This window comes from Streptomyces sp. NPDC104367 (assembly GCF_055583825.1).
The window spans coordinates 1-18,092 of record NZ_JBVJND010000025.1; the positions used below are offsets into that span (position 1 = coordinate 1).

13 protein-coding genes are annotated in these 18,092 nt (G+C 71.8%); 7 read left to right on the plus strand and 6 right to left on the minus strand.

Annotation, left to right across the window (positions count from 1 at the left end):
* Positions 1 to 412 precede the first annotated feature (412 nt).
* On the plus strand, positions 413 to 862 hold the full coding sequence (locus ACZ619_RS31500) for a PTS sugar transporter subunit IIA (RefSeq protein ID WP_469606125.1): 450 nt from the start codon (positions 413 to 415) through the stop codon (positions 860 to 862).
* Between the two features lie 96 nt (positions 863 to 958).
* Positions 959 to 2,629 carry a phosphoenolpyruvate--protein phosphotransferase gene (gene ptsP, locus ACZ619_RS31505; protein WP_469606128.1) on the plus strand — a complete coding sequence of 557 codons (1,671 nt, stop codon included), beginning with the start codon at positions 959 to 961 and terminating at the stop codon, positions 2,627 to 2,629.
* A gap of 68 nt (positions 2,630 to 2,697) precedes the next feature.
* Here ptsP and ACZ619_RS31510 read toward each other — a convergent pair whose 3' ends face one another.
* Both ACZ619_RS31510 and ACZ619_RS31515 read right to left on the minus strand, forming a co-directional pair.
* A complete protein-coding gene (locus ACZ619_RS31510) occupies positions 2,698 to 3,591 on the minus strand; it encodes a hypothetical protein (RefSeq protein WP_469606130.1) in 894 nt (297 codons plus the stop codon).
* 76 nt (positions 3,592 to 3,667) lie between these two features.
* Positions 3,668 to 5,635: an acetoacetate--CoA ligase gene (locus ACZ619_RS31515; RefSeq protein WP_469606133.1), complete on the minus strand. Its 1,968-nt coding sequence runs from the start codon at positions 5,633 to 5,635 to the stop codon at positions 3,668 to 3,670.
* A 213-nt stretch (positions 5,636 to 5,848) separates the two neighbouring features.
* On the opposite strand from ACZ619_RS31515, the gene ACZ619_RS31520 reads away from it, so the two are divergent.
* On the plus strand, positions 5,849 to 8,209 hold the full coding sequence (locus ACZ619_RS31520; protein ID WP_469606135.1) for a glycoside hydrolase family 31 protein: 2,361 nt from the start codon (positions 5,849 to 5,851) through the stop codon (positions 8,207 to 8,209).
* A gap of 10 nt (positions 8,210 to 8,219) precedes the next feature.
* Here ACZ619_RS31520 and ACZ619_RS31525 read toward each other — a convergent pair whose 3' ends face one another.
* Entirely contained in the window at positions 8,220 to 8,753 is a 534-nt protein-coding gene (locus tag ACZ619_RS31525) for an NUDIX domain-containing protein (RefSeq protein ID WP_469606138.1), read from the minus strand.
* Positions 8,754 to 8,967: 214 nt separating this feature from the next.
* Between ACZ619_RS31525 and ACZ619_RS31530 the strand changes: the two genes are divergently transcribed.
* The 4 genes from ACZ619_RS31530 to glpK all read left to right on the plus strand — a co-directional run bounded on the left by ACZ619_RS31530 (position 8,968) and on the right by glpK (position 13,370).
* Complete coding sequence (locus ACZ619_RS31530; RefSeq protein ID WP_469606141.1) at positions 8,968 to 9,414, plus strand: Zn-ribbon domain-containing OB-fold protein; 447 nt, start codon at positions 8,968 to 8,970, stop codon at positions 9,412 to 9,414.
* Entirely contained in the window at positions 9,411 to 10,601 is a 1,191-nt protein-coding gene (locus ACZ619_RS31535; RefSeq protein WP_469606144.1) for a lipid-transfer protein, read from the plus strand. The genes ACZ619_RS31530 and ACZ619_RS31535 overlap by 4 nt, the downstream gene beginning before the upstream one ends.
* A gap of 440 nt (positions 10,602 to 11,041) precedes the next feature.
* Complete coding sequence (locus ACZ619_RS31540; protein WP_469606146.1) at positions 11,042 to 11,779, plus strand: MIP/aquaporin family protein; 738 nt, start codon at positions 11,042 to 11,044, stop codon at positions 11,777 to 11,779.
* 73 nt (positions 11,780 to 11,852) lie between these two features.
* Positions 11,853 to 13,370 (plus strand): glycerol kinase GlpK, encoded by a 1,518-nt coding sequence (gene glpK / locus ACZ619_RS31545; protein WP_469606149.1) that lies wholly within the window; start codon positions 11,853 to 11,855, stop codon positions 13,368 to 13,370.
* Positions 13,371 to 13,427: 57 nt separating this feature from the next.
* On the opposite strand, the gene ACZ619_RS31550 is transcribed toward glpK, so the two are convergent.
* Genes ACZ619_RS31550 through ACZ619_RS31560 form a run of 3 tightly spaced genes read right to left on the minus strand, consistent with a single transcriptional unit; the run spans position 13,428 to position 18,084 of the window.
* On the minus strand, positions 13,428 to 14,033 hold the full coding sequence (locus ACZ619_RS31550; protein ID WP_469606151.1) for a GTP-binding protein: 606 nt from the start codon (positions 14,031 to 14,033) through the stop codon (positions 13,428 to 13,430).
* Positions 14,014 to 17,664, minus strand: coding sequence for a hydantoinase B/oxoprolinase family protein (locus ACZ619_RS31555; RefSeq protein WP_469606153.1), 3,651 nt, complete (start codon positions 17,662 to 17,664; stop codon positions 14,014 to 14,016). Before ACZ619_RS31555 ends, ACZ619_RS31550 begins: the two co-directional genes overlap by 20 nt.
* Positions 17,665 to 17,688: 24 nt before the next feature.
* Positions 17,689 to 18,084 carry a DUF742 domain-containing protein gene (locus ACZ619_RS31560; RefSeq protein WP_469606155.1) on the minus strand — a complete coding sequence of 132 codons (396 nt, stop codon included), beginning with the start codon at positions 18,082 to 18,084 and terminating at the stop codon, positions 17,689 to 17,691.
* Positions 18,085 to 18,092: the final 8 nt, after the last annotated feature.

Genomic DNA, 18,092 nt, shown 5'->3' on the forward strand with positions numbered 1-18,092 from the left:
GCGTTGACTTTTGGCACGCTGTTGAGTTCTCAAGGAACGGTCGCTTCCTTTGTACTCACCCTCTCGGGCTTTCCTCCGGGCTTCCCTTCGGTGTTCCAAACTCTATCAGTGTTTTTCCGGCCCCCTGACCACCGTCCCGCAGGCATGCGGAAGATGATCCCGAGTTAGGATCTGACAAGTTTGGGTGCTGCCGGGATAAGGACGCTTTACCGCGCCGCTCGGCCCCGAGCAGGAGTACGACTGTACACGGACCCTCGGAGGCCGTGCAAATCGATTACGCTGGTGGTCTAGACCATTAGCTGGTACCTTCCATGCGGAACCGCCACTTCATATGACATACGCTGCTGCTCAGTGCGCCGTCCGGGACAGGTAGTGACGGCCTGTAAGCAGCTCCACCCCTGGGAGGCTTCCCATGACCACCGTGACGTCCCCTATCGCAGGACGTGCCATCGGACTGGCCGGCGTGCCGGATCCGGTCTTCTCCGGGGCCATGGTCGGCCCGGGTACCGCGATCGATCCCGCGCGTGAGCCCTCCGAGGTCGTCGCGCCCGTGGACGGGGTCATCGTCTCTCTGCACCCGCACGCGTTCGTGGTGGTCGACGAGAGCGGCCACGGCGTGCTCACCCACCTCGGCATCGACACGGTGCAGCTCAACGGCCAGGGCTTCGAGTTGCTCGTCAACAAGGGCGACACCGTGACCCGTGGCCAGGGCATCGTGCGCTGGAACCCGGCCGAGGTCGAGGCCGCCGGCAAGTCCCCGGTGTGCCCGGTCGTGGCCCTGGAGGCCACCGCGGACTCCCTCTCCGACCTTCGTGACGACGGCGACGTGAAGGCCGGCGACAGTCTCTTCCTCTGGAAGTGACGAACCCGCCGGAGTGCCGTCGTACGACGGACAGGACGGCGGCCACGACAAACCATCGCGGCGGCGGGACCCGCCGCACTATCGGAGACGGGTGAGATGGAGACAACGCTGCGAGGCGTCGGCGTGAGCCACGGTGTGGCGATCGGCGAGGTTCGGCACATGGGGACGGCGGTGCTGGAGCCGCCTGCCAAGCAGATCCCGGCGGAAGAGGCGGAGCGCGAGCAGGGGCGTGCCCGGCAGGCCGTGGAGGCCGTCGCGGCCGACCTCATGGCACGCGGCAACCTGGCCGGCGGCGAGGCCCAGGCAGTGCTCGAAGCGCAGGCCATGATGGCCCAGGACCCCGAGCTGATGGCTGACGTGGAGCGACGGATCGCCGTCGGCAGCACCGCCGAGCGGGCCGTGTACGACGCGTTCGCCGCGTACCGGGAGCTGCTGGCGGGCGCCGGTGAGTACCTCGCCGGCCGGGTGGCCGACCTCGACGATGTGCGGAATCGAATCGTCGCCCGTCTGCTGGGCGTTCCGATGCCGGGTGTCCCGGACAGCGACGAGCCCTACGTGCTGGTGGCGCGGGACCTGGCACCGGCGGACACGGCGCTGCTGGACCCGACCCTGGTGCTCGGTTTCGTGACCGAGGAGGGTGGCCCGACCAGTCACAGCGCGATCCTGGCGCGGGCGCTCGGGGTGCCGGCCGTGGTGGCGCTGCCGGGTGCCGGTGAGCTCGCGGAGGGCACGGTGATCGCCGTCGACGGCAGCACCGGCGACATCTTCGTGAACCCGAGCGCGGAGAAGAAGGCGGAACTGGAGTCGGCCGCCGCCGCGCGCAAGGCCGCGCTGGCCGCGTCGACGGGTCCGGGTGTCACGGCGGACGGGCACAAGGTGCCGCTGCTGGCCAACGTGGGCGGACCTGCGGACGTGCCGGCGGCCGTGGCGGCCGGTGCCGAGGGCGTCGGTCTGTTCCGTACCGAGTTCCTGTTCCTCGACGACAGCAAGAACGCTCCTTCCGAGGAGAAGCAGGTCGAGGCCTACCGTCAGGTGCTGGAGGCGTTCCCGGAGGGCCGGGTCGTCGTACGGGTGCTGGACGCGGGCGCGGACAAGCCGCTGGACTTCCTGACCCCGGCGGACGAGCCGAACCCGGCGTTGGGTGTGCGCGGTCTGCGGACGCTGCTGGACCACCCCGATGTACTGCGCACCCAGCTGACGGCGCTGGCGAAGGCTGCCGAGGGGCTTCCCGTCCACCTTGAGGTCATGGCGCCCATGGTGGCCGACCGCGCGGATGCCAAGGCGTTCGCCGATGCCTGCCGTGAGGCGGGGCTGCGGGCGAAGTTCGGGGCGATGGTGGAAATCCCGTCCGCCGCGCTGCGGGCGCGCTCGATCCTCCAGGAGGTCGAGTTCCTGTCGCTGGGCACGAACGATCTGGCGCAGTACACGTTCGCCGCGGACCGTCAGGTCGGTGCGGTGTCCCGGCTCCAGGACCCGTGGCAGCCCGCGCTGCTCGACCTGGTCGCGCTGTCCGCCGAGGCGGCCCGGGCCGAGGGCAGGAGCTGCGGTGTGTGCGGCGAGGCGGCGTCGGATCCGCTGCTGGCCTGTGTGCTGGCGGGTCTGGGTGTCACCTCCCTGTCCATGGGCGCGGCGTCGATTCCTTATGTGCGGGCGACGCTGGCGAAGTACACGCTGGCTCAGTGCGAGCGGGCCGCGTCGGCCGCGCGTGCGGCCGACAGCGCGGACGAGGCGCGTGCGGCGGTTCAGGCGGTGCTGTCCGGCGAGTAGCCGGGGCGGCCGCGGCCGTCGGTTCGTCCAGGGGCGCTCCACCTGCGGGTGGGGCGCCCCTGGTGTGTTCAGTGGTGGTGGCCGGGTGCCGTGTCCTGGTCGTCGAGGTCGGGTGGTGCGCAGTAGTCGACGTCGGATTCCGGGGAGATGAGGTCGCCGGTCTCGACGTCGGTGCAGTAGGCGTCGAAGACCTCGCCCGCGGTGAGGGGTGTGAGGCCGCCCGCGCGCAGCCGCCAGCCGTAGACGCGGTCGGGGGCTCCGGGGCTGCTGCTGCGGATGACGAGTCCGCCGGGGCTGCGGGTGGCGAGGCCGAGGGCCAGGACGCTGGTGAATTCGAGGGCCTCTGCCTCGTCGAGGTGGGTGGTGCCCTCGCCGTCCTCGTCGGCGTGGAGGACGGTGACGAGTGTTTCGGGTGGTCCGGAGACGCTGCACACGAGGTGCCGGTCGCCGGGTGGGGCGGTGTCGAGGATGCGGGTGAGGAGGCGGGAGGCGCGGGTGAAGGCGGCGCGTCCGATGTCCTCGCCGCAGGTGGGGCAGGGGCCGAGGCGGGCGAGGAGGGTGCCGGCGTACTCCCGGGTGGCCTGGCGTACGGCCTCGTCGACGAGGGCGGGGACGAGGTCGGTGAGGGGGCGGCCGTCGTAGGGGACGGTGGGGCCGGTGGCCGCGAGTTCGGCGGTGAAGCGGGTGCGGCTCGCGGGTTCGTCGGGTTCGAGTCCGGTGTCGGTGCAGAAGTCGGCGTATTCCTCGGGGTCGAAGAGGGCGAGTGTGGTGTGGGTGCCTTCCGCGGCGCGGGTCCTGAGGAGGGCTTCGACCTGTCGGAGGTAGGTGGGGTGGTCGTCGAAGGTGAAGGTGCGGTAGCGCCGCATGGCGCGGAAGTCGTGTTCGTCGGTGAGCAGGCCGATGGTGCCGGCGATTTCGCGGCGCAGGACGCGTCGCATGATCCGGTGGTCGGTGTGCGCCATGTTTCTTTCCCCCTGTGCGCGGTCGATCAATGCTCACTCACAGTAACCGGCGCCACTGACAGTGGGGGGTGGAAGGTCAGCCGCGTTCGCGGGCCAGGTTCTCGTAGAAGCCCAGCAGGTCGAGGTTGTCGATGGAGCCGGGGTTGACGGCCTTCTCCAGGGGTGCGCCCTGGAGAAGGCGCTTGACCGGGACCTCGATGCGCTTTCCGGTGAGGGTGTGCGGGACGCCGGGCACCTCGATGATCTCGTCGGGGACGTGCCGTGGCGAGAGCTGTTCGCGGATGGTCCGTTTGATGCGGTCCAGCAGGGTCTCGTCGAGCACGGCGCCCGGGGCCAGGTGGACGAAGAGGGGCATCCAGTAGCCGCCGTCGGGCTGTTCGATGCCGATGACGAGGGACTCCCTGATCTCGGGGAGGCGTTCGACGACCTCGTAGATGTCGGCGGAGCCCATCCGCACGCCCTGGCGGTTGAGCGTGGAGTCGGAGCGGCCGTGGATGACCACCGTGCCGCGTGAGGTGAGGGTGATCCAGTCGCCGTGCCGCCAGACGCCGGGGTACACGTCGAAGTAGCTGTCGTGGTAGCGGCTGCCGTCGGGGTCGTTCCAGAAGTGGATCGGCATGGAGGGCATGGGGTTGGTGACGACCAGTTCGCCGACCTCGTCGACCAGGGGTCTGCCGCTGGGGTCCCAGGACTGGAGGTCGGTGCCGAGTCCGGCCGCCTGCAGTTCGCCCGTGTACACGGGGAGGGTGGGTACGGCGCCCGCGAAGCAGGAGCACACGTCGGTGCCGCCGCTGACGGAGGCGATCCAGAGGTCGTCGCGGACCTCGTCGTGCAGCCAGCGGAAGCCGTCGGGGGGCAGCGGCGAGCCGGTGGTGGCGACGCACTGCACCTTGGCGAGGTCGAAGTCGCGGGAGGGGTGTGCGCCGGCCTTGCGGCAGGCCATGACGTAGGCGGCCGAGGTGCCGTAGAGGGTGGCTCCGGTGCGTTCGGCGACGCGCCACTGGGCGCTGATGTCGGGGTAGCCGGGGCTGCCGTCGTACAGGACGATCGTGGTGCCGGTGAGGAGGCCGGAGACGAGGAAGTTCCACATCATCCAGCCGGTCGAGGTGTACCAGAAGAAGCGGTCCTCGGGGCCCAGGTCGCAGTGCAGGCCGAGCTGTTTGAGGTGTTCGACGAGGATGCCGCCCTGGGACTGGACGATGGCCTTGGGCAGGCCGGTGGTGCCGGAGGAGTACAGCACCCAGAGCGGGTGGCCGAACGGCACCTGTTCGAATACGGGCTCGGTGTCGGCGGAGGTCAGTGCCGACCACTCCAGGGCGCCTTCGGGCGCGGGGGTGCCGAGCAGCGGGATGTGGACGACGGCGCGCAGGGTGGGGAGTTCGCCGCGGAGTTCGGCGACGGTCTCGCGGCGGTCGTGCTCCTTGCCGCCGTAGCGGTAGCCGTCGACGGTGAACAGGACGACGGGTTCGACCTGCTGGAAGCGGTCCAGGACGCCGCGGGCGCCGAAGTCGGGGGCGCAGGAGGTCCAGACGGCTCCGACGGCGGCCGTGGCGAGGAGTGCGACCACGGCCTGCGGGACGTTCGGGAGGTAGCCGCTGACGCGGTCGCCGGGGCGCACGCCGAGCGCGCGGAGTTCGGCGGCCAGTGAGCCCACCTGGCGGCGCAGTTCGGACCAGGTGACCGGGCGCGGTTCGTGGGTCTCGTCGACATACAGGAGCGCGGGTTCGTCCGCCCGGGTGTCCGCGGCGCGCAGGGCGTGCTCCGCGTAGTTCAGCCGTGCGCCGGGGAACCAGTCGGCGCCGGGCATGGCGCGGTCGCCGAGCACGCGCGCGTAGGGCGTCGAGAAGCGCACGTCGAACCACTCGGTGACGGCCTGCCAGAAGGTGTCCGGATGGTCGACGGACCAGCGGTGCAGGGCCGGGTACCCGCCCTCGGCGGGGGCTCCGTGGTGTTCCGCCGCCCAGGACTGGAACCTGGTGATGCGTGCCTGGGCGATCCGTTCCGGATCGGGCTGCCAGAGCGGCTGGGGGTTCGCGGTCGGCATGGGGCGGCTCCCGGGCTTCTGCGCTGGTGTGCGTCGGTCGCGCACGGGCTGGGGTGTGCGCGTGACGCGGCTGACAGGGACGATGCCATGTGATCGACTTCTGCACCAGGGCGCGCTCCGCACGGTCCGTGTCGTGAAGATGTGGTCCCGGCACGGGTGAACGGCAGTTGAACGGCACGCGCGTGTGGAGCGCTGAGTGGCAGGGTGAGCAGCATGGACGGTCGTGACCTGGTGCGTTCGGTGAGAGTGGTCGGTTCGATGAAGGCGGCTCAGGGGTTGCGTACTGTGCGGGCGGCGTGGCGCAGGCGGCGGATCGACGCCGTCGGGCTGCCCGCGCGGGGGGCGGAGCGTGCCCGGGTGCCGGGGCCGGTGCAGGGTGTGGAGCCGGGGCCCGGGGGTGGTGTGATCCGCTTCGCCCGGTCCGAGCTGAGGATCACGGTGGCCGTGAACGGGGCCGTCTTCTGGGGCTGGGACGGGGCCGGTCCCGAGCCGTCGTACGCGCTCGTGGGCAGTTGTCCGGAGCCGGATCCGCGTGCGGTGCTGGAGCCGGACACGGACGGCGGCTGGCGGGTCGTGGCGGAGCGGGTGACGGTCGGTGTCTCGCGGCACGGCGCGGTGGAGGTGTGCACGCCCGGTGGCGTGATGCTGCGGCGGGACCAGCCGCCCCGGTGGTGGGAGCCGGTGGGCGGGGGTACGGCGCGCTGGGTGCAGCGCTCGGAGGTGGCGGCGGACGCGCGGTTCTTCGGGCTCGGGGGGCGTGCCTCGGGGCCGCGGCTGAGGGACGGCACGTACCGGCTGTGGAACACCGATCCGGGGCGTGGGTTCGGGCCCGGTGACGATCCGCTGTACGTGACGATGCCCGTGCAGCTGGTGGTGGCGGACGCGGCCGCGCATCTGGTGTTCCACGACACCTCGTGGGACGGGACGGTGACGCTGCGGGAGGGCGAGGAGGGCGCCGGTTCGGGCCATGACCGGACCGGGCGGTGCGAGCTGCGGATGGACGGGGGGCCGTTGCGCTGCTGGGTGATGGTGGGCGCCCCCGCGCGCGTGCTGCACACCTGGGCCTCGCTGACCGGGGCGCCCGCGCTGCCGCCGGCGTGGGCGCTGGGCCATCACCACGCGCGCTGGGGTTTCGGCAGCGAGCAGGAGGTACGGCGGATCGTCGCGGGTTACCAGGAGCGCGGTCTGCCGCTGGACGCCGTCCACCTGGACATCGACCACTACGACGCCCATCAGGTGTTCACGGTGGACCATGAGCGCTTCCCGAAGCTGCCGACGCTGGCGGAGGAGCTGCGGCGGGACGGGATCCGGCTGGTGTCGATCGTGGACCCGGCGGTGCGGGCCGAGCCGGGCAACGCGGTCTACGACGCCGGGACGGCCGTCGACGCCTTCGTGCGGGATCCGTCGGGGCGTGCGGTGGAGGGTGTGGTGTGGGCGGGTGAGTCCGTCTACCCGGACTTCACGCACGCGCGCGTGCGTGAGTGGTGGGGCGGCCTGTACGGGGAGCGGCTGGACGAGGGGTTCGCGGGCTTCTGGCACGACATGAACGAGCCGACGTCCTTCACCGCGTTCGGTGAGTCGACGCTGCCGCGTTCGGCGCGGCATGCCCTGGAGGGGCGTGGCGGCGACCACCGGGAGGCGCACAACGTCTACGCGCTGTGCATGGCCCGGGCGGCTTACGAGGGGCTGCGGGAACTGGCGCCCAAGGAGCGGCCGTTCCTGTTCTCGCGCGCGGGGTGGGCCGGTATGCAGCGTTACGGCGGTACGTGGTCGGGTGACGTCGCCACGGGCTGGCCGGGGCTGCGGGCGTCGTTGTCGCTGGTGCTGGGGCTCGGTCTGTGCGGGGTCCCGTACTCGGGTCCGGACGTGGGCGGTTTCGACGGGAGTCCGTCGCCCGAGCTGTTCCTGCGCTGGTTCCAGCTGGGTGCGTACCTGCCGTTGTTCCGGACGCACGCGAGCATGCGGGCGGGGCGTCGGGAGCCGTGGGAGTTCGGGTCCGAGGTGCTGGAGCACGCGCGCGTGGCGCTGCTCGAACGGCGGCGTCTGCTGCCGTACTTCGTGACGCTGGCGCATCTGGCCCGGCGGACCGGGGCGCCCTATGTGCGGCCGTTGTGGTGGGGCGCGCCGGAGGACCGGGCGCTGCGCGACTGCGAGGACGCGTTCCTGCTGGGCGACGGGCTGCTGGTGGCGCCGGTGCTCGGTCCGGGTGCCGATCGGCGGGCGGTCCAGCTGCCCCGGGGGCGTTGGTACGACACGGCGACGGAGCGGGTGTACGAGGGGCCCGGGCAGGTGCTGGTGGACGCCCCGTTGTCGCGGATCCCGGTGCTCGCGCGCGCGGGTGCGGTGCTTCCGGTGCGGGGCGAGGACGGCGGGACGCTGCTGGAGGTGTGGGCCCCCGTCCGTGGGCGGACCGGGGGCGGGCTGTTCGTGCCGGACGCGGGCGACGGCTGGGACGAGCCGGAGGTCGAGCGTTACGTCGCCCGTTGGGAGGGCCGGCGCGTGGTGGTCGGGCGGGTGGGCGAGAGCGGGGTGAGCGCGCCCGCCCACCCCGTGCGGGTCAGGGGGCTGGGGTGAGCCGGGCGGCTCAGTAGCGGCCCTCGAACCAGGCGCGGACGGCCACGCTGTGCAGCGGGAAGGCGAGTTCCTCGGGCCTGCGCAGCAGGTGCCAGCCCTCCGTCTCGTCCGTCGCGCCGGAGGGCGGGAGTCCTTCGGCCGGGCGTTCCGGGAGGAGTCCGAACAGCAGCAGGTGCCCGTCGGGTGAGCTCATGGCGTCGACGAGGCGTACCTCGCGGCCGACGGCGTCGATGCCCGTCTCCTCCTTGAGTTCCCGGACGACGGCCTGCTTCCAGTCCTCGCGGTCGTCGACGTAGCCGCCGGGGAGCGCGACGCCGCCGCGCGCGGGGGCGACGGTTCGGGTGATGACGACCAGGGCGGTGCCCTTCGTGTCGTACACGGGCTGGAGGGCGATCGCCACCGGAAGCGGGTTGCGGTAGGCGATGTGGCCGCAGGCCGGGCAGGTGCGGGGCCAGTCGGAGATTCCCTCTCCGTAGGCCGCTCCGCAGCTCGAACAGTGCGAGCCCGGAGCGGAGTTGGCAATTGGGTGCTGATTTTCGGACACGCGCGGACTTTATCCGATCACGGGAACGCCGTCTCGCGGTCGGAGGAGCGTCTCCTTCCGGAAGTGAACCGACCGCTTCGTCACCGAAGCGAACCGCCGCCGGACCGGACGGGATCCGGCCGATGCGTTCCGGCCCGCGGGCGCGCCCTGCCCAACGGCGGCGGTACGTGGCACACTTCTGACGTTCCGTCAGATCCGCTGCCCTGGAGGAGCTTTGTCGCGTACACGCACACCCGCGGTCGACGGCTGGTTCACTGGCGAGGGGCAGGACTTCCGGCTGCTGGGCACCCGCTGCGCGGCCTGCGCCTCGGTCTTCTTCCCGCGCGAGGACGTCCACTGCCGCAACCCCGGGTGCGCGGGCGGTGATCTGGAGGAGGTCCCGCTGTCCCGGCACGGGCGGATCTGGTCGTACACCGACGGCAGGTACCGACCGCCGTCACCCTATGTGAGCGATCCGGAACTTCCGTGGGAGCCGTACGCGTTGATCGCTGTGGAGCTGGCGTCCGAGCGGATCGTGGTGCTGGGGCAGGCGGTTCCCGGGATCACCGCCGCCGATCTGGCGGTGGGCATGGAGGTCGAGATCGTCCCCGGAGTGCTCAGCGAGGACGCGCAGACGACCTGGACGACCTGGCACTGGCGGCCGACGGGGGTGACGGCATGACGGCGGACGTGGCGGTGCTCGGTGTGGGCATGCACCCCTGGGGCAAGTGGGGGCGCGGCTTCGTCGAGTACGGGACGGCGGCGGCCCGCGCGGCCCTCGCGGACGCCGGGCTGCAGTGGCGGGACGTCGGCTCGATCGTGGGCGCGGACACGGTGCGTGGCGGGTACCCCGGATACGTCTCCGGCGCGACCTTCGCCAAGGCGCTGGGCTGGCAGGGAGCCCGGGTCGCGAGCGTGTACGCGGCGTGCGCGTCCGGGGCACAGGCGGTCGCCGCGGCACGGGCGCAGATCCTCGCGGGGCTCGCGGACGTGGTGCTCGTGGTGGGCGCGGACGCGGCGCCCAAGGGCTTCTTCCGGCCCGCCGGCGGCGACCGCCCCGACGATCCCGACTGGCTGCGCTTCCGGCTGCTCGGGGCGACGAACCCGACGTACTTCGGGCTGTACGCGCGCCGGCGGATGGCGCTGTTCGGTGACACCCCGGAGGACTTCGCGCTGGTCAAGGTGAAGAACGCGGCACTGGGCGCGCTGAACCCGTACGCCCGCTACCGCAAGCGGGTGACCGCGGAGGAGGTGGCCGCCTCCGCGGTGGTCGCCGATCCGCTGCGGCTGCTCGACATCTGCGCGACCTCGGACGGCGGGGCGGCGCTGGTCCTCTCCAGCCTGGAGTTCGCCCGCCGGCACGGCGCGGCCCGGCCGGTGCGGATCCGCGCGGTGTCCACGGTCACACCGCGCTATCCGAGCACGGTGCTGGACCTGCCGGACATCGCCACGGACTCCGCGGCGGCGGTGGAGCCGTCCGGGGAGACCTTCCGGGCGTCCATCGCGCGGGCCGCCTACGAGGAGGCGGGCATCGGCCCCGAGGAGCTGTCCCTCGCGGAGGTGTACGACCTGTCCACCGCGCTGGAGCTGCAGTGGTACGAGGACCTGGGGCTGTGCGCCGAGGGCGGGGCGGCGAAGCTGCTGCGCGAGGGCGCGACGGCCCCCGGCGGCCGGATACCCGTCAACGCCAGCGGTGGGCTCGCCTCGTTCGGTGAGGCGGTGCCGGCCCAGGCGATCGCCCAGGTCTGCGAGCTGACCTGGCAGTTGAGGGAGGCGGCGGGCGACCGTCAGGTGGCGGACGCGCGCGTGGGGATCACGGCCAACCAGGGGCTGTTCGGGCACGGCTCGTCCGTGATCGCGGTGCGCTAGCGGGACGCGGTCGGCAGCGAGGGGCGCACACCGCGCGTGATCACCCCGGAATGGTGTGCGTGTACGTCTCGTGAACCCGCCTCGCTCCTGCCAGCCGGTGGTGCGGCGGTCCCGAACTCGACGGCAGGCTGGCCGTGGTGGCCTTCCGCGAGGCGCCCGTCATAGTTGCCGTCGGCGACCTTGACGCTCCCAGGGCGCCGGTGAAAACTTCCGGTGTCGGTCGACATCGCCGTACATTCTCGGCGTAATCAGGCACTGTGCCATGGGCCGCTCCTGTCTCGAGTCCCGGTCCCCCATGGGCGATTCGGCCGCCACTGCACGCTCGTCACTGACGCCGGGCGGGGCGCGGGGCCTTCCCTGCCTTCGGCTGACGTCGGCAAGGGAACCGTTCCTGCTCGGAGCGCCGGGTTCGATCCCCGGCCAGCGTCCTGGGAGCCGCCATGAGCAACGGAGACATATTCGTCGGCGAAGTCATCGGCACGGCCGTCCTGATCCTGTTCGGTGCCGGTGTCTGCGCCGCGGTCACCCTCAGACACTCCAAGGCCCGGGCCTCGGGGTGGGTGGTGATCGCGTTCGGCTGGGGGTTCGGCGTCCTCGCCGGCGCCTACACCGCCGCGCCGCTGTCGGGAGGCCAGCTCAACCCCGCCGTCACCATCGGGATCGCCGTGGACACCGGAGAGTGGGGCAAGGTCTGGGTCTATCTGCTCGGCCAGTCCGTCGGCGCGATGCTGGGCGCCGTCCTGACGTATCTGGTCTACCTCGCCCAGTTCCGGGCCAACGTGCGCGACGAGGAGTCGGCGGAGGAGCCGGTCCCGACCCTCGGCATCTTCTCGACCATCCCGGAGATCCGGAACCCGGTCGCCAACCTGATCACCGAGATCATCGCGACGATCGCGCTGGTCCTGCCCGTCCTCGCGTTCGGACTGACCAAGGGGCTCGGCGAGTCCGGCACCACCGTGCTGATCGTCTCGCTGCTCGTCGTCGGCATCGGACTGTCGCTCGGCGGGCCCACGGGCTACGCCATCAACCCCACGCGCGACCTCGGCCCCCGGATCGTGCACACCTTCCTGCCGATCCCCAACAAGGGCACCTCCGACTGGGGCTACGCCTGGATCCCGGTCGTCGGCCCGCTGATCGGCGGGGCGCTCGCGGGTCTCCTCTACCACGCGGCCTTCTGACCCGCCGCGGCCCCGGGACGCACCGCGGCCGCTCATCCACGCAGCCTTCCGACCCAGCGACCTAGGGGTAGCCATGACGGACACCGCCGAGAAGTACGTCGCCGCAATCGACCAGGGCACCACGTCGAGCCGCTGCATCATCTTCGACCACGGCGGCGCGATCGTCGCCGTCGACCAGCGCGAGCACCGGCAGATCTTCCCCAAGCCGGGCTGGGTGGAGCACGACGCCACCGAGATCTGGTCCAAGGTGCAGGCCGTGGTCGCCGGGGCGCTCGCCAACGCCGGGCTGCGCGCGGACCAGCTGAGCGCGCTCGGCATCACCAACCAGCGCGAGACGACGGTCCTGTGGGACCGGGCCACGGGCAAGCCCGTGCACAACGCGATCGTCTGGCAGGACACCCGCACCGCGGCCCTGTGCAACGAACTCGGCGGCAGCGACGGCCAGGACCGCTTCCGCGACCGGACCGGGCTGCCCCTGGCGAGCTACTTCTCCGGGCCCAAGGCGGCCTGGCTGCTGGACAGCGTACCCGGGCTGCGGGACCGGGCCGAGCGCGGCGAGATCGCCTTCGGGACCATCGACTCCTGGCTGATCTGGAACCTCACCGGCGGCACCGAGGGCGGCCGGCACGTCACCGACGTCACCAACGCCGGGCGCACCATGCTGATGAACCTGGAGACCCTCCAGTGGGACACCTCCATCCTGGCCGCGATGAACGTCCCCGCGGCGGTCCTGCCCGAGATCAGGTCCTCCGCCGAGGTGTACGGAACCGCCGTCGGCCAGCTCGCCGGCGTACCGGTGGCGTCCGCCCTCGGCGACCAGCAGGCGGCGGTGTTCGGGCAGGCCTGCTACGACGTCGGGACGGCCAAGAACACCTACGGCACGGGCAGTTTCCTGCTGCTCAACACCGGCGACCGGCCGGTGCCGTCCAAAAACGGGCTGCTGACGACGATGGGCTACAAGATCGGCGGGGAGGCGCCGGTGTACTGCCTGGAGGGTTCCATCGCCATAACGGGCGCGCTCGTCCAGTGGTTCCGGGACCAGCTCGGCGTCATCCGGACAGCCGACGAGATCGAGACGCTGGCGGCGAGCGTGGACGACAACGGGGGCGCCTACATCGTGCCCGCCTTCTCCGGCCTCTTCGCGCCCTACTGGCGCTCGGACGCGCGCGGGGTCGTCACCGGTCTCACCCGCTACGTCACGAAGGCACACCTGGCCCGCGCGGTGCTGGAGGCGACGAGCTGGCAGACGCGCGAGGTCGTGGACGCCATGCGCCAGGACTCCGGGGTGCAGATCACGACCCTGAAGGTGGACGGCGGCATGACGAAGAACAATCTCCTGATGCAGCACCAGGCCGACGTCCTCGGGGTGCCGGTCGTCCGGCCCCGGGTCTCCGAGACGACCTGCCTGGGCGCCGCCTACGCGGCCGGTCTGGCGACCGGCGTCTGGAACGACCTCGACGAACTCAAGTCGCACTGGCAGCGGGACGCCGAGTGGACGCCCGCCATGGCGGCCCCGGTGCGCGACCGGGAGTACGCGAACTGGCGCAGGGCGGTGGAGAAGAGCCTCGGCTGGCTGGAGGACGGCGAGTAACCCCCTGGGACCACGGCCCGTACCCCGGTCGGCGGGGGTACGGGCCGTGCCGGGGCGTCAGGTGGTGACGGCGGCGCGGTGGTTCGCGGCGTACGCCATCGCGTGCTGCACGACGCCGATGAGGACCTCCTTGACCGACTCGCGGTCCCTGGCGTCGCAGAGCACGACCGGTACGTCCGGATCGAGGTCGAGGGCCTGCCTGACGTCGTCCACCGGGTACCGGTCCGAGCCCTCGAAGCAGTTGACGCCCATGACGAACGGAATCGACCGCCGTTCGAAGTAGTCGACGGCCGCGAAGCAGTCCTCCAGGCGGCGGGTGTCGGCGAGCACCACCGCGCCCAGCGAGCCCTCGGACAGCTCGTCCCACATGAACCAGAACCGCTCCTGCCCGGGCGTGCCGAACAGGTACAGCACCAGGTCCTCGCGCAGGGTGATACGCCCGAAGTCCATGGCCACGGTGGTGGTGTGCTTGCCCTCGACACCGGCGGTGTCGTCGATCGGCCGCCCGGCCTCGGTGAGCAGCTCCTCGGTGCGCAGCGGCCTGATCTCGCTGACCGCGCCGACGAGGGTCGTCTTGCCCACGCCGAAGCCGCCGGCCACGAGGATCTTGAGCGTGACGGGCTCGACCGGTGGCTTGCCACGCTCAGATCGCCCGAAGATCATCGATCTCTTCTCCTGCCAGATGGGTGTCGGATGACGGGCGTCCGTAGCCGCCGCCACCCGGGGTTTCGATGACGAGTACATCGTCGGGGCCGACGTCGGCGGCATCGCTGCCGCCGAGCCGGGTGATCGTGCCGTCGGCCCGCTCGACCCGGTTCGCGCCGAGCGCGCCGGGTTCGCCCCCGGCCATACCGTACGGCGGGACACGGCGGTGCTGGGAGAGGGTGGAGACGGTCATGGGTTCCAGGAAGCGGATACGGCGGACCGCGCCGTCCCCGCCCGGCCAGCGGCCCGCGCCGCCGCTGCCCCGCCGGACGGCGAACTCGTCGAGCCGGACGGGCAGCCGCCACTCCAGGACCTCCGGGTCGGTGAGCCTGGAGTTGGTCATGTGGGTCTGTACGACGCTCGCGCCGGGGAAGCCGTCGCCCGCTCCGGATCCGGAGGCCACCGTCTCGTAGTACTGGTGGCGTTCGTTGCCGAAGGTGACGTTGTTCATGGTCCCGGAGCCCTCGGCCTGGACGCCGAGCGCCGCGTAGAGGGCGCCGGTGATGGCCTGGGAGGTCTCCACGTTGCCCGCGACCACGGCGGCCGGCGGCTCGGGGGCGAGCATCGAGCCGGGCGGTACAACGATGTCGAGCGGGCGCAGACAGCCGTCGTTGAGCGGGATGTCGTCGGCGACCAGGGTGCGGAAGACGTACAGGACGGCCGCGTTGACGACCGAGAACGGGGCGTTGAAGTTGGAGGCGAGCTGTGCCGAGGTGCCGGTGAAGTCGATGGTGGCGCGCCGGTTTCCGCGGTCCACGCGCACGCGTACCCGGATGACGGCGCCGGAGTCGGTCTCGTAGGCGTACTCACCGTCGTCGAGGGCGTCGACGACCCGGCGGACGGCCTCTTCGGCGTTGTCCTGGACGTGCCGCATGTAGGCCTGGACGACGTCGAGGCCGAACTCCTCGATCATGCGGCCGACCTCGTCGACGCCCTTGCGGTTGGCGGCGATCTGGGCGCGCAGGTCGGCGAGGTTGGTCGGGATGTTGCGGGAGGGATGGGTGGCCTCGGCGAGCAGCCGGTGGGTCTCGGACTCGCGGAACCGGCCGTTCTCGGCGAGCAGCCAGTTGTCGAAGAGGACGCCCTCCTCCTCGATGGTGCGGCTGTCGGCGGGCATGGAGCCGGGCGCGATGCCGCCGATCTCGGCGTGGTGGCCGCGGGAGGCGACGTAGAAGAGGATCTCCGGAGCCGGGGAGGCGTTACTCTCCGTGTCGGCGGTGCGGTCGGTGTCGAAGACCGGGGTGATCACGGTGACGTCGGGCAGGTGGGTGCCGCCGTGGTAGGGGTCGTTGACGGCGTAGGTGTCGCCCGGGCGCATCGAGGTGCCCCGGCGGCGGATGACCTCTTTGACGCTGGTGCCCATGGAGCCCAGGTGGACGGGGATGTGGGGGGCGTTGGCCACCAGGTTGCCGTCCGGGTCGAACAGGGCGCAGGAGAAGTCGAGGCGTTCCTTGATGTTGACGGACTGGGCGGTCGACTCCAGCCGGGCGCCCATCTGTTCGGCGATGGACATGAACAGGTTGTTGAAGACCTCCAGCAGGACCGGATCGACTTCCGTGCCGAGATCGGAACTCTCCGTGACCGCCGCCCGTTCCATGACCAGATGCCCGTCGTCGGTCGCCGCGGCCCGCCAGCCGTCGTCGACGACGGTCGTGGCGCCGGCCTCGGTGATGATCGCGGGGCCGGTGACGGATTCGCCGGGGGGCAGATTCTCGCGGCGGTGCAGGGGGACGTCGCGCCAGGCGCCGCCGGTGTGGAGGCGGACGGTCTCCGGTGCGGCGGGGCGGCCCTCGTACGGGGCGAGGGCGGAGAGATCGGGGGGACGGGTGATGCCGGTGGCTTCCACGGAGAGGGCTTCGACGACGACCGGGCGGTCGAGCGTGAAGGAGTACGTGGCGCGATGACGTTCTTCGAAGGCGTGTCTCATCGCGTCGGGCTCGGTCAGTTCGACGGTGAGGGTGGTGTCGGTGCCGTCGTAGCGGAGCTGGGCGCGCCGGGTGACCTCGACGCTGTCCCGGGGGACGTCCTCGGCGAGGAGTTCGGCGCGGGCCGCGGCCTCCAGGTCGTCGGCGGTCCGGCGGACACCGGGCATGGCGGCGGGCTCCAGCGGGGCCTCGACGGACTGTTCGCGCATGGCGGTGGTGTCGGCGAGGCCGATGCCGAGCGCGGACAGGAGACCGGCCATGGGCGGGACCAGGACGGTGCGGATGCCGAGCGAGTCGGCGACCCTGCACGCGTGCTGCCCGCCGGCCCCGCCGAAGGTGGTGAGGGCGTAGCGGGTGACGTCGTGGCCCTTCTGGACGGAGATCCGCTTCACGGCGCCCGCGATGTTGGCCACGGCGATGCTCAGGTAGCCCTCGGCGACCTGTTCGGGGCTGCGGTCGTCGCCGGTGCGTTCGCGGATCTCGTGTGCGAGGGCGGTGAAGCGGTCGCGGACGAGGCCGGCGTCCAGCGGCTGGTTCCCGTCGGGTCCGAACACCTGGGGGAAGTGGGCGGGCTGGATCCGGCCGAGCATCACGTTGGCGTCGGTGACGGCGAGCGGGCCGCCGCCCCGGTAGCAGGCAGGGCCGGGGTCGGCGCCGGCCGAGTCGGGTCCGACGCGGTAGCGGGAGCCGTCGAAGTGCAGCACCGAGCCGCCGCCCGCGGCGACGGTGTGGATGTCCAGCATGGGGGCGCGCAGCCGGACGCCCGCGATCCGGGTGGTGAAGACCCGTTCGTACGCGCCGGCGAAGTGGGAGACGTCGGTGGAGGTGCCGCCCATGTCGAAGCCGATGACGCGGTCGAAGCCGGCGAGCCGCGACATCCGGGCCATGCCGACGATCCCGCCGGCCGGTCCGGAGAGGACGGCGTCCTTGCCGCGGAACCGCCCGGCCTCGGTGAGCCCGCCGTTGGACTGCATGAACAGCAGCCGCACGTCTTCGAGCTGGTCGGCCACGCGCCGTACGTAGCGGCGCAGCACGGGCGACAGGTAGGCGTCGACGACGGCGGTGTCCCCGCGCGGGACGAGCTTCATCAGCGGGCTGACCTCGCTGGACAGCGAGATCTGCGGGAAGCCGGTGCGGGCGGCCAGCTCGCCGATGGCCTGCTCGTGGGCGGGGTACAGGTGGCTGTGCATGCAGACGACGGCGACGGCGCGGATCCCGTCGTCGTACGCCTCCTGGAGCGGGCCCGCGAGCGCGGCCAGGTCGGGTGCGCGCAGCACGGTGCCGTCGGCGGCCACGCGCTCGTCGGCCTCGACGACCCGTTCGTGGAGCAGTTCGGGGAGTTCGATGCGGCGGGCGAAGATGGCGGGGCGGTTCTGGTAGGCGATGCGCAGGGCGTCGCGGAAGCCGCGGGTGACGACCAGGAGGGTGCGCTCGCCCTTGCGTTCCAGGAGCGCGTTGGTGGCGACCGTGGTGCCCATGCGGACGGTGTCGACGGGGTCACCGGAGCCGTCGAGGAGTTCGCGCACGCCGGCCACGGCCGCGTCGGCGTACCGCGCGGGGTTGTCGGAGAGCAGTTTGTGGGTGAGCAGCCGGCCGTCCGGGCGCCGCGCGACGACGTCGGTGAACGTACCGCCACGGTCGACCCAGAACTGCCAGCCTGTCACGTCGTTACTCCGCTTCCGCGCCGGTCACAGGGCCCGGAGGCCGTTGATCACGTCGCGCAGAATACTCTCGTCCACCAGCTCGGCCGGGGGAACCGGACGGTTGACGTGGACGAGTTCACCGTCGACGAGGTCGCCGATCAGGACCCGGACCACTCCGATCGGCAGATCGAGTTCCGAGGCCAGCTCGGCGACCGACTGCGGGGTGTCCCGGCACAGCTCGACGATGTCCACGTGTTCCGGGGACAGCATCCGGTCGTCCTCGGGGTCGTCCGCGTGGGGCTCCGTGACGACCACCGCGATCAGGTCGAGGCGGTGCTGGGCCGCACTGGTGGTGCGGCCGCGCGTCATGGCGTAGGGACGGACGACCGGTCCGGCCTCGTCGTCGAACCAGTGACTTCTTCCCTGACCGTCTGCGCTCATGTCACTCC

Coding starts and splice junctions, on each gene's coding strand:
- ACZ619_RS31500 (WP_469606125.1), top strand. CDS start 413: ATGACCACCGTGACGTCCCCTATCGCAGGACGTGCCATCGGACTGGCC.
- ptsP (WP_469606128.1), top strand. CDS start 959: ATGGAGACAACGCTGCGAGGCGTCGGCGTGAGCCACGGTGTGGCGATC.
- ACZ619_RS31510 (WP_469606130.1), bottom strand. CDS start 3,591: ATGGCGCACACCGACCACCGGATCATGCGACGCGTCCTGCGCCGCGAA.
- ACZ619_RS31515 (WP_469606133.1), bottom strand. CDS start 5,635: ATGCCGACCGCGAACCCCCAGCCGCTCTGGCAGCCCGATCCGGAACGG.
- ACZ619_RS31520 (WP_469606135.1), top strand. CDS start 5,849: ATGGACGGTCGTGACCTGGTGCGTTCGGTGAGAGTGGTCGGTTCGATG.
- ACZ619_RS31535 (WP_469606144.1), top strand. CDS start 9,411: ATGACGGCGGACGTGGCGGTGCTCGGTGTGGGCATGCACCCCTGGGGC.
- ACZ619_RS31540 (WP_469606146.1), top strand. CDS start 11,042: ATGAGCAACGGAGACATATTCGTCGGCGAAGTCATCGGCACGGCCGTC.
- glpK (WP_469606149.1), top strand. CDS start 11,853: ATGACGGACACCGCCGAGAAGTACGTCGCCGCAATCGACCAGGGCACC.
- ACZ619_RS31550 (WP_469606151.1), bottom strand. CDS start 14,033: ATGATCTTCGGGCGATCTGAGCGTGGCAAGCCACCGGTCGAGCCCGTC.
- ACZ619_RS31560 (WP_469606155.1), bottom strand. CDS start 18,084: ATGAGCGCAGACGGTCAGGGAAGAAGTCACTGGTTCGACGACGAGGCC.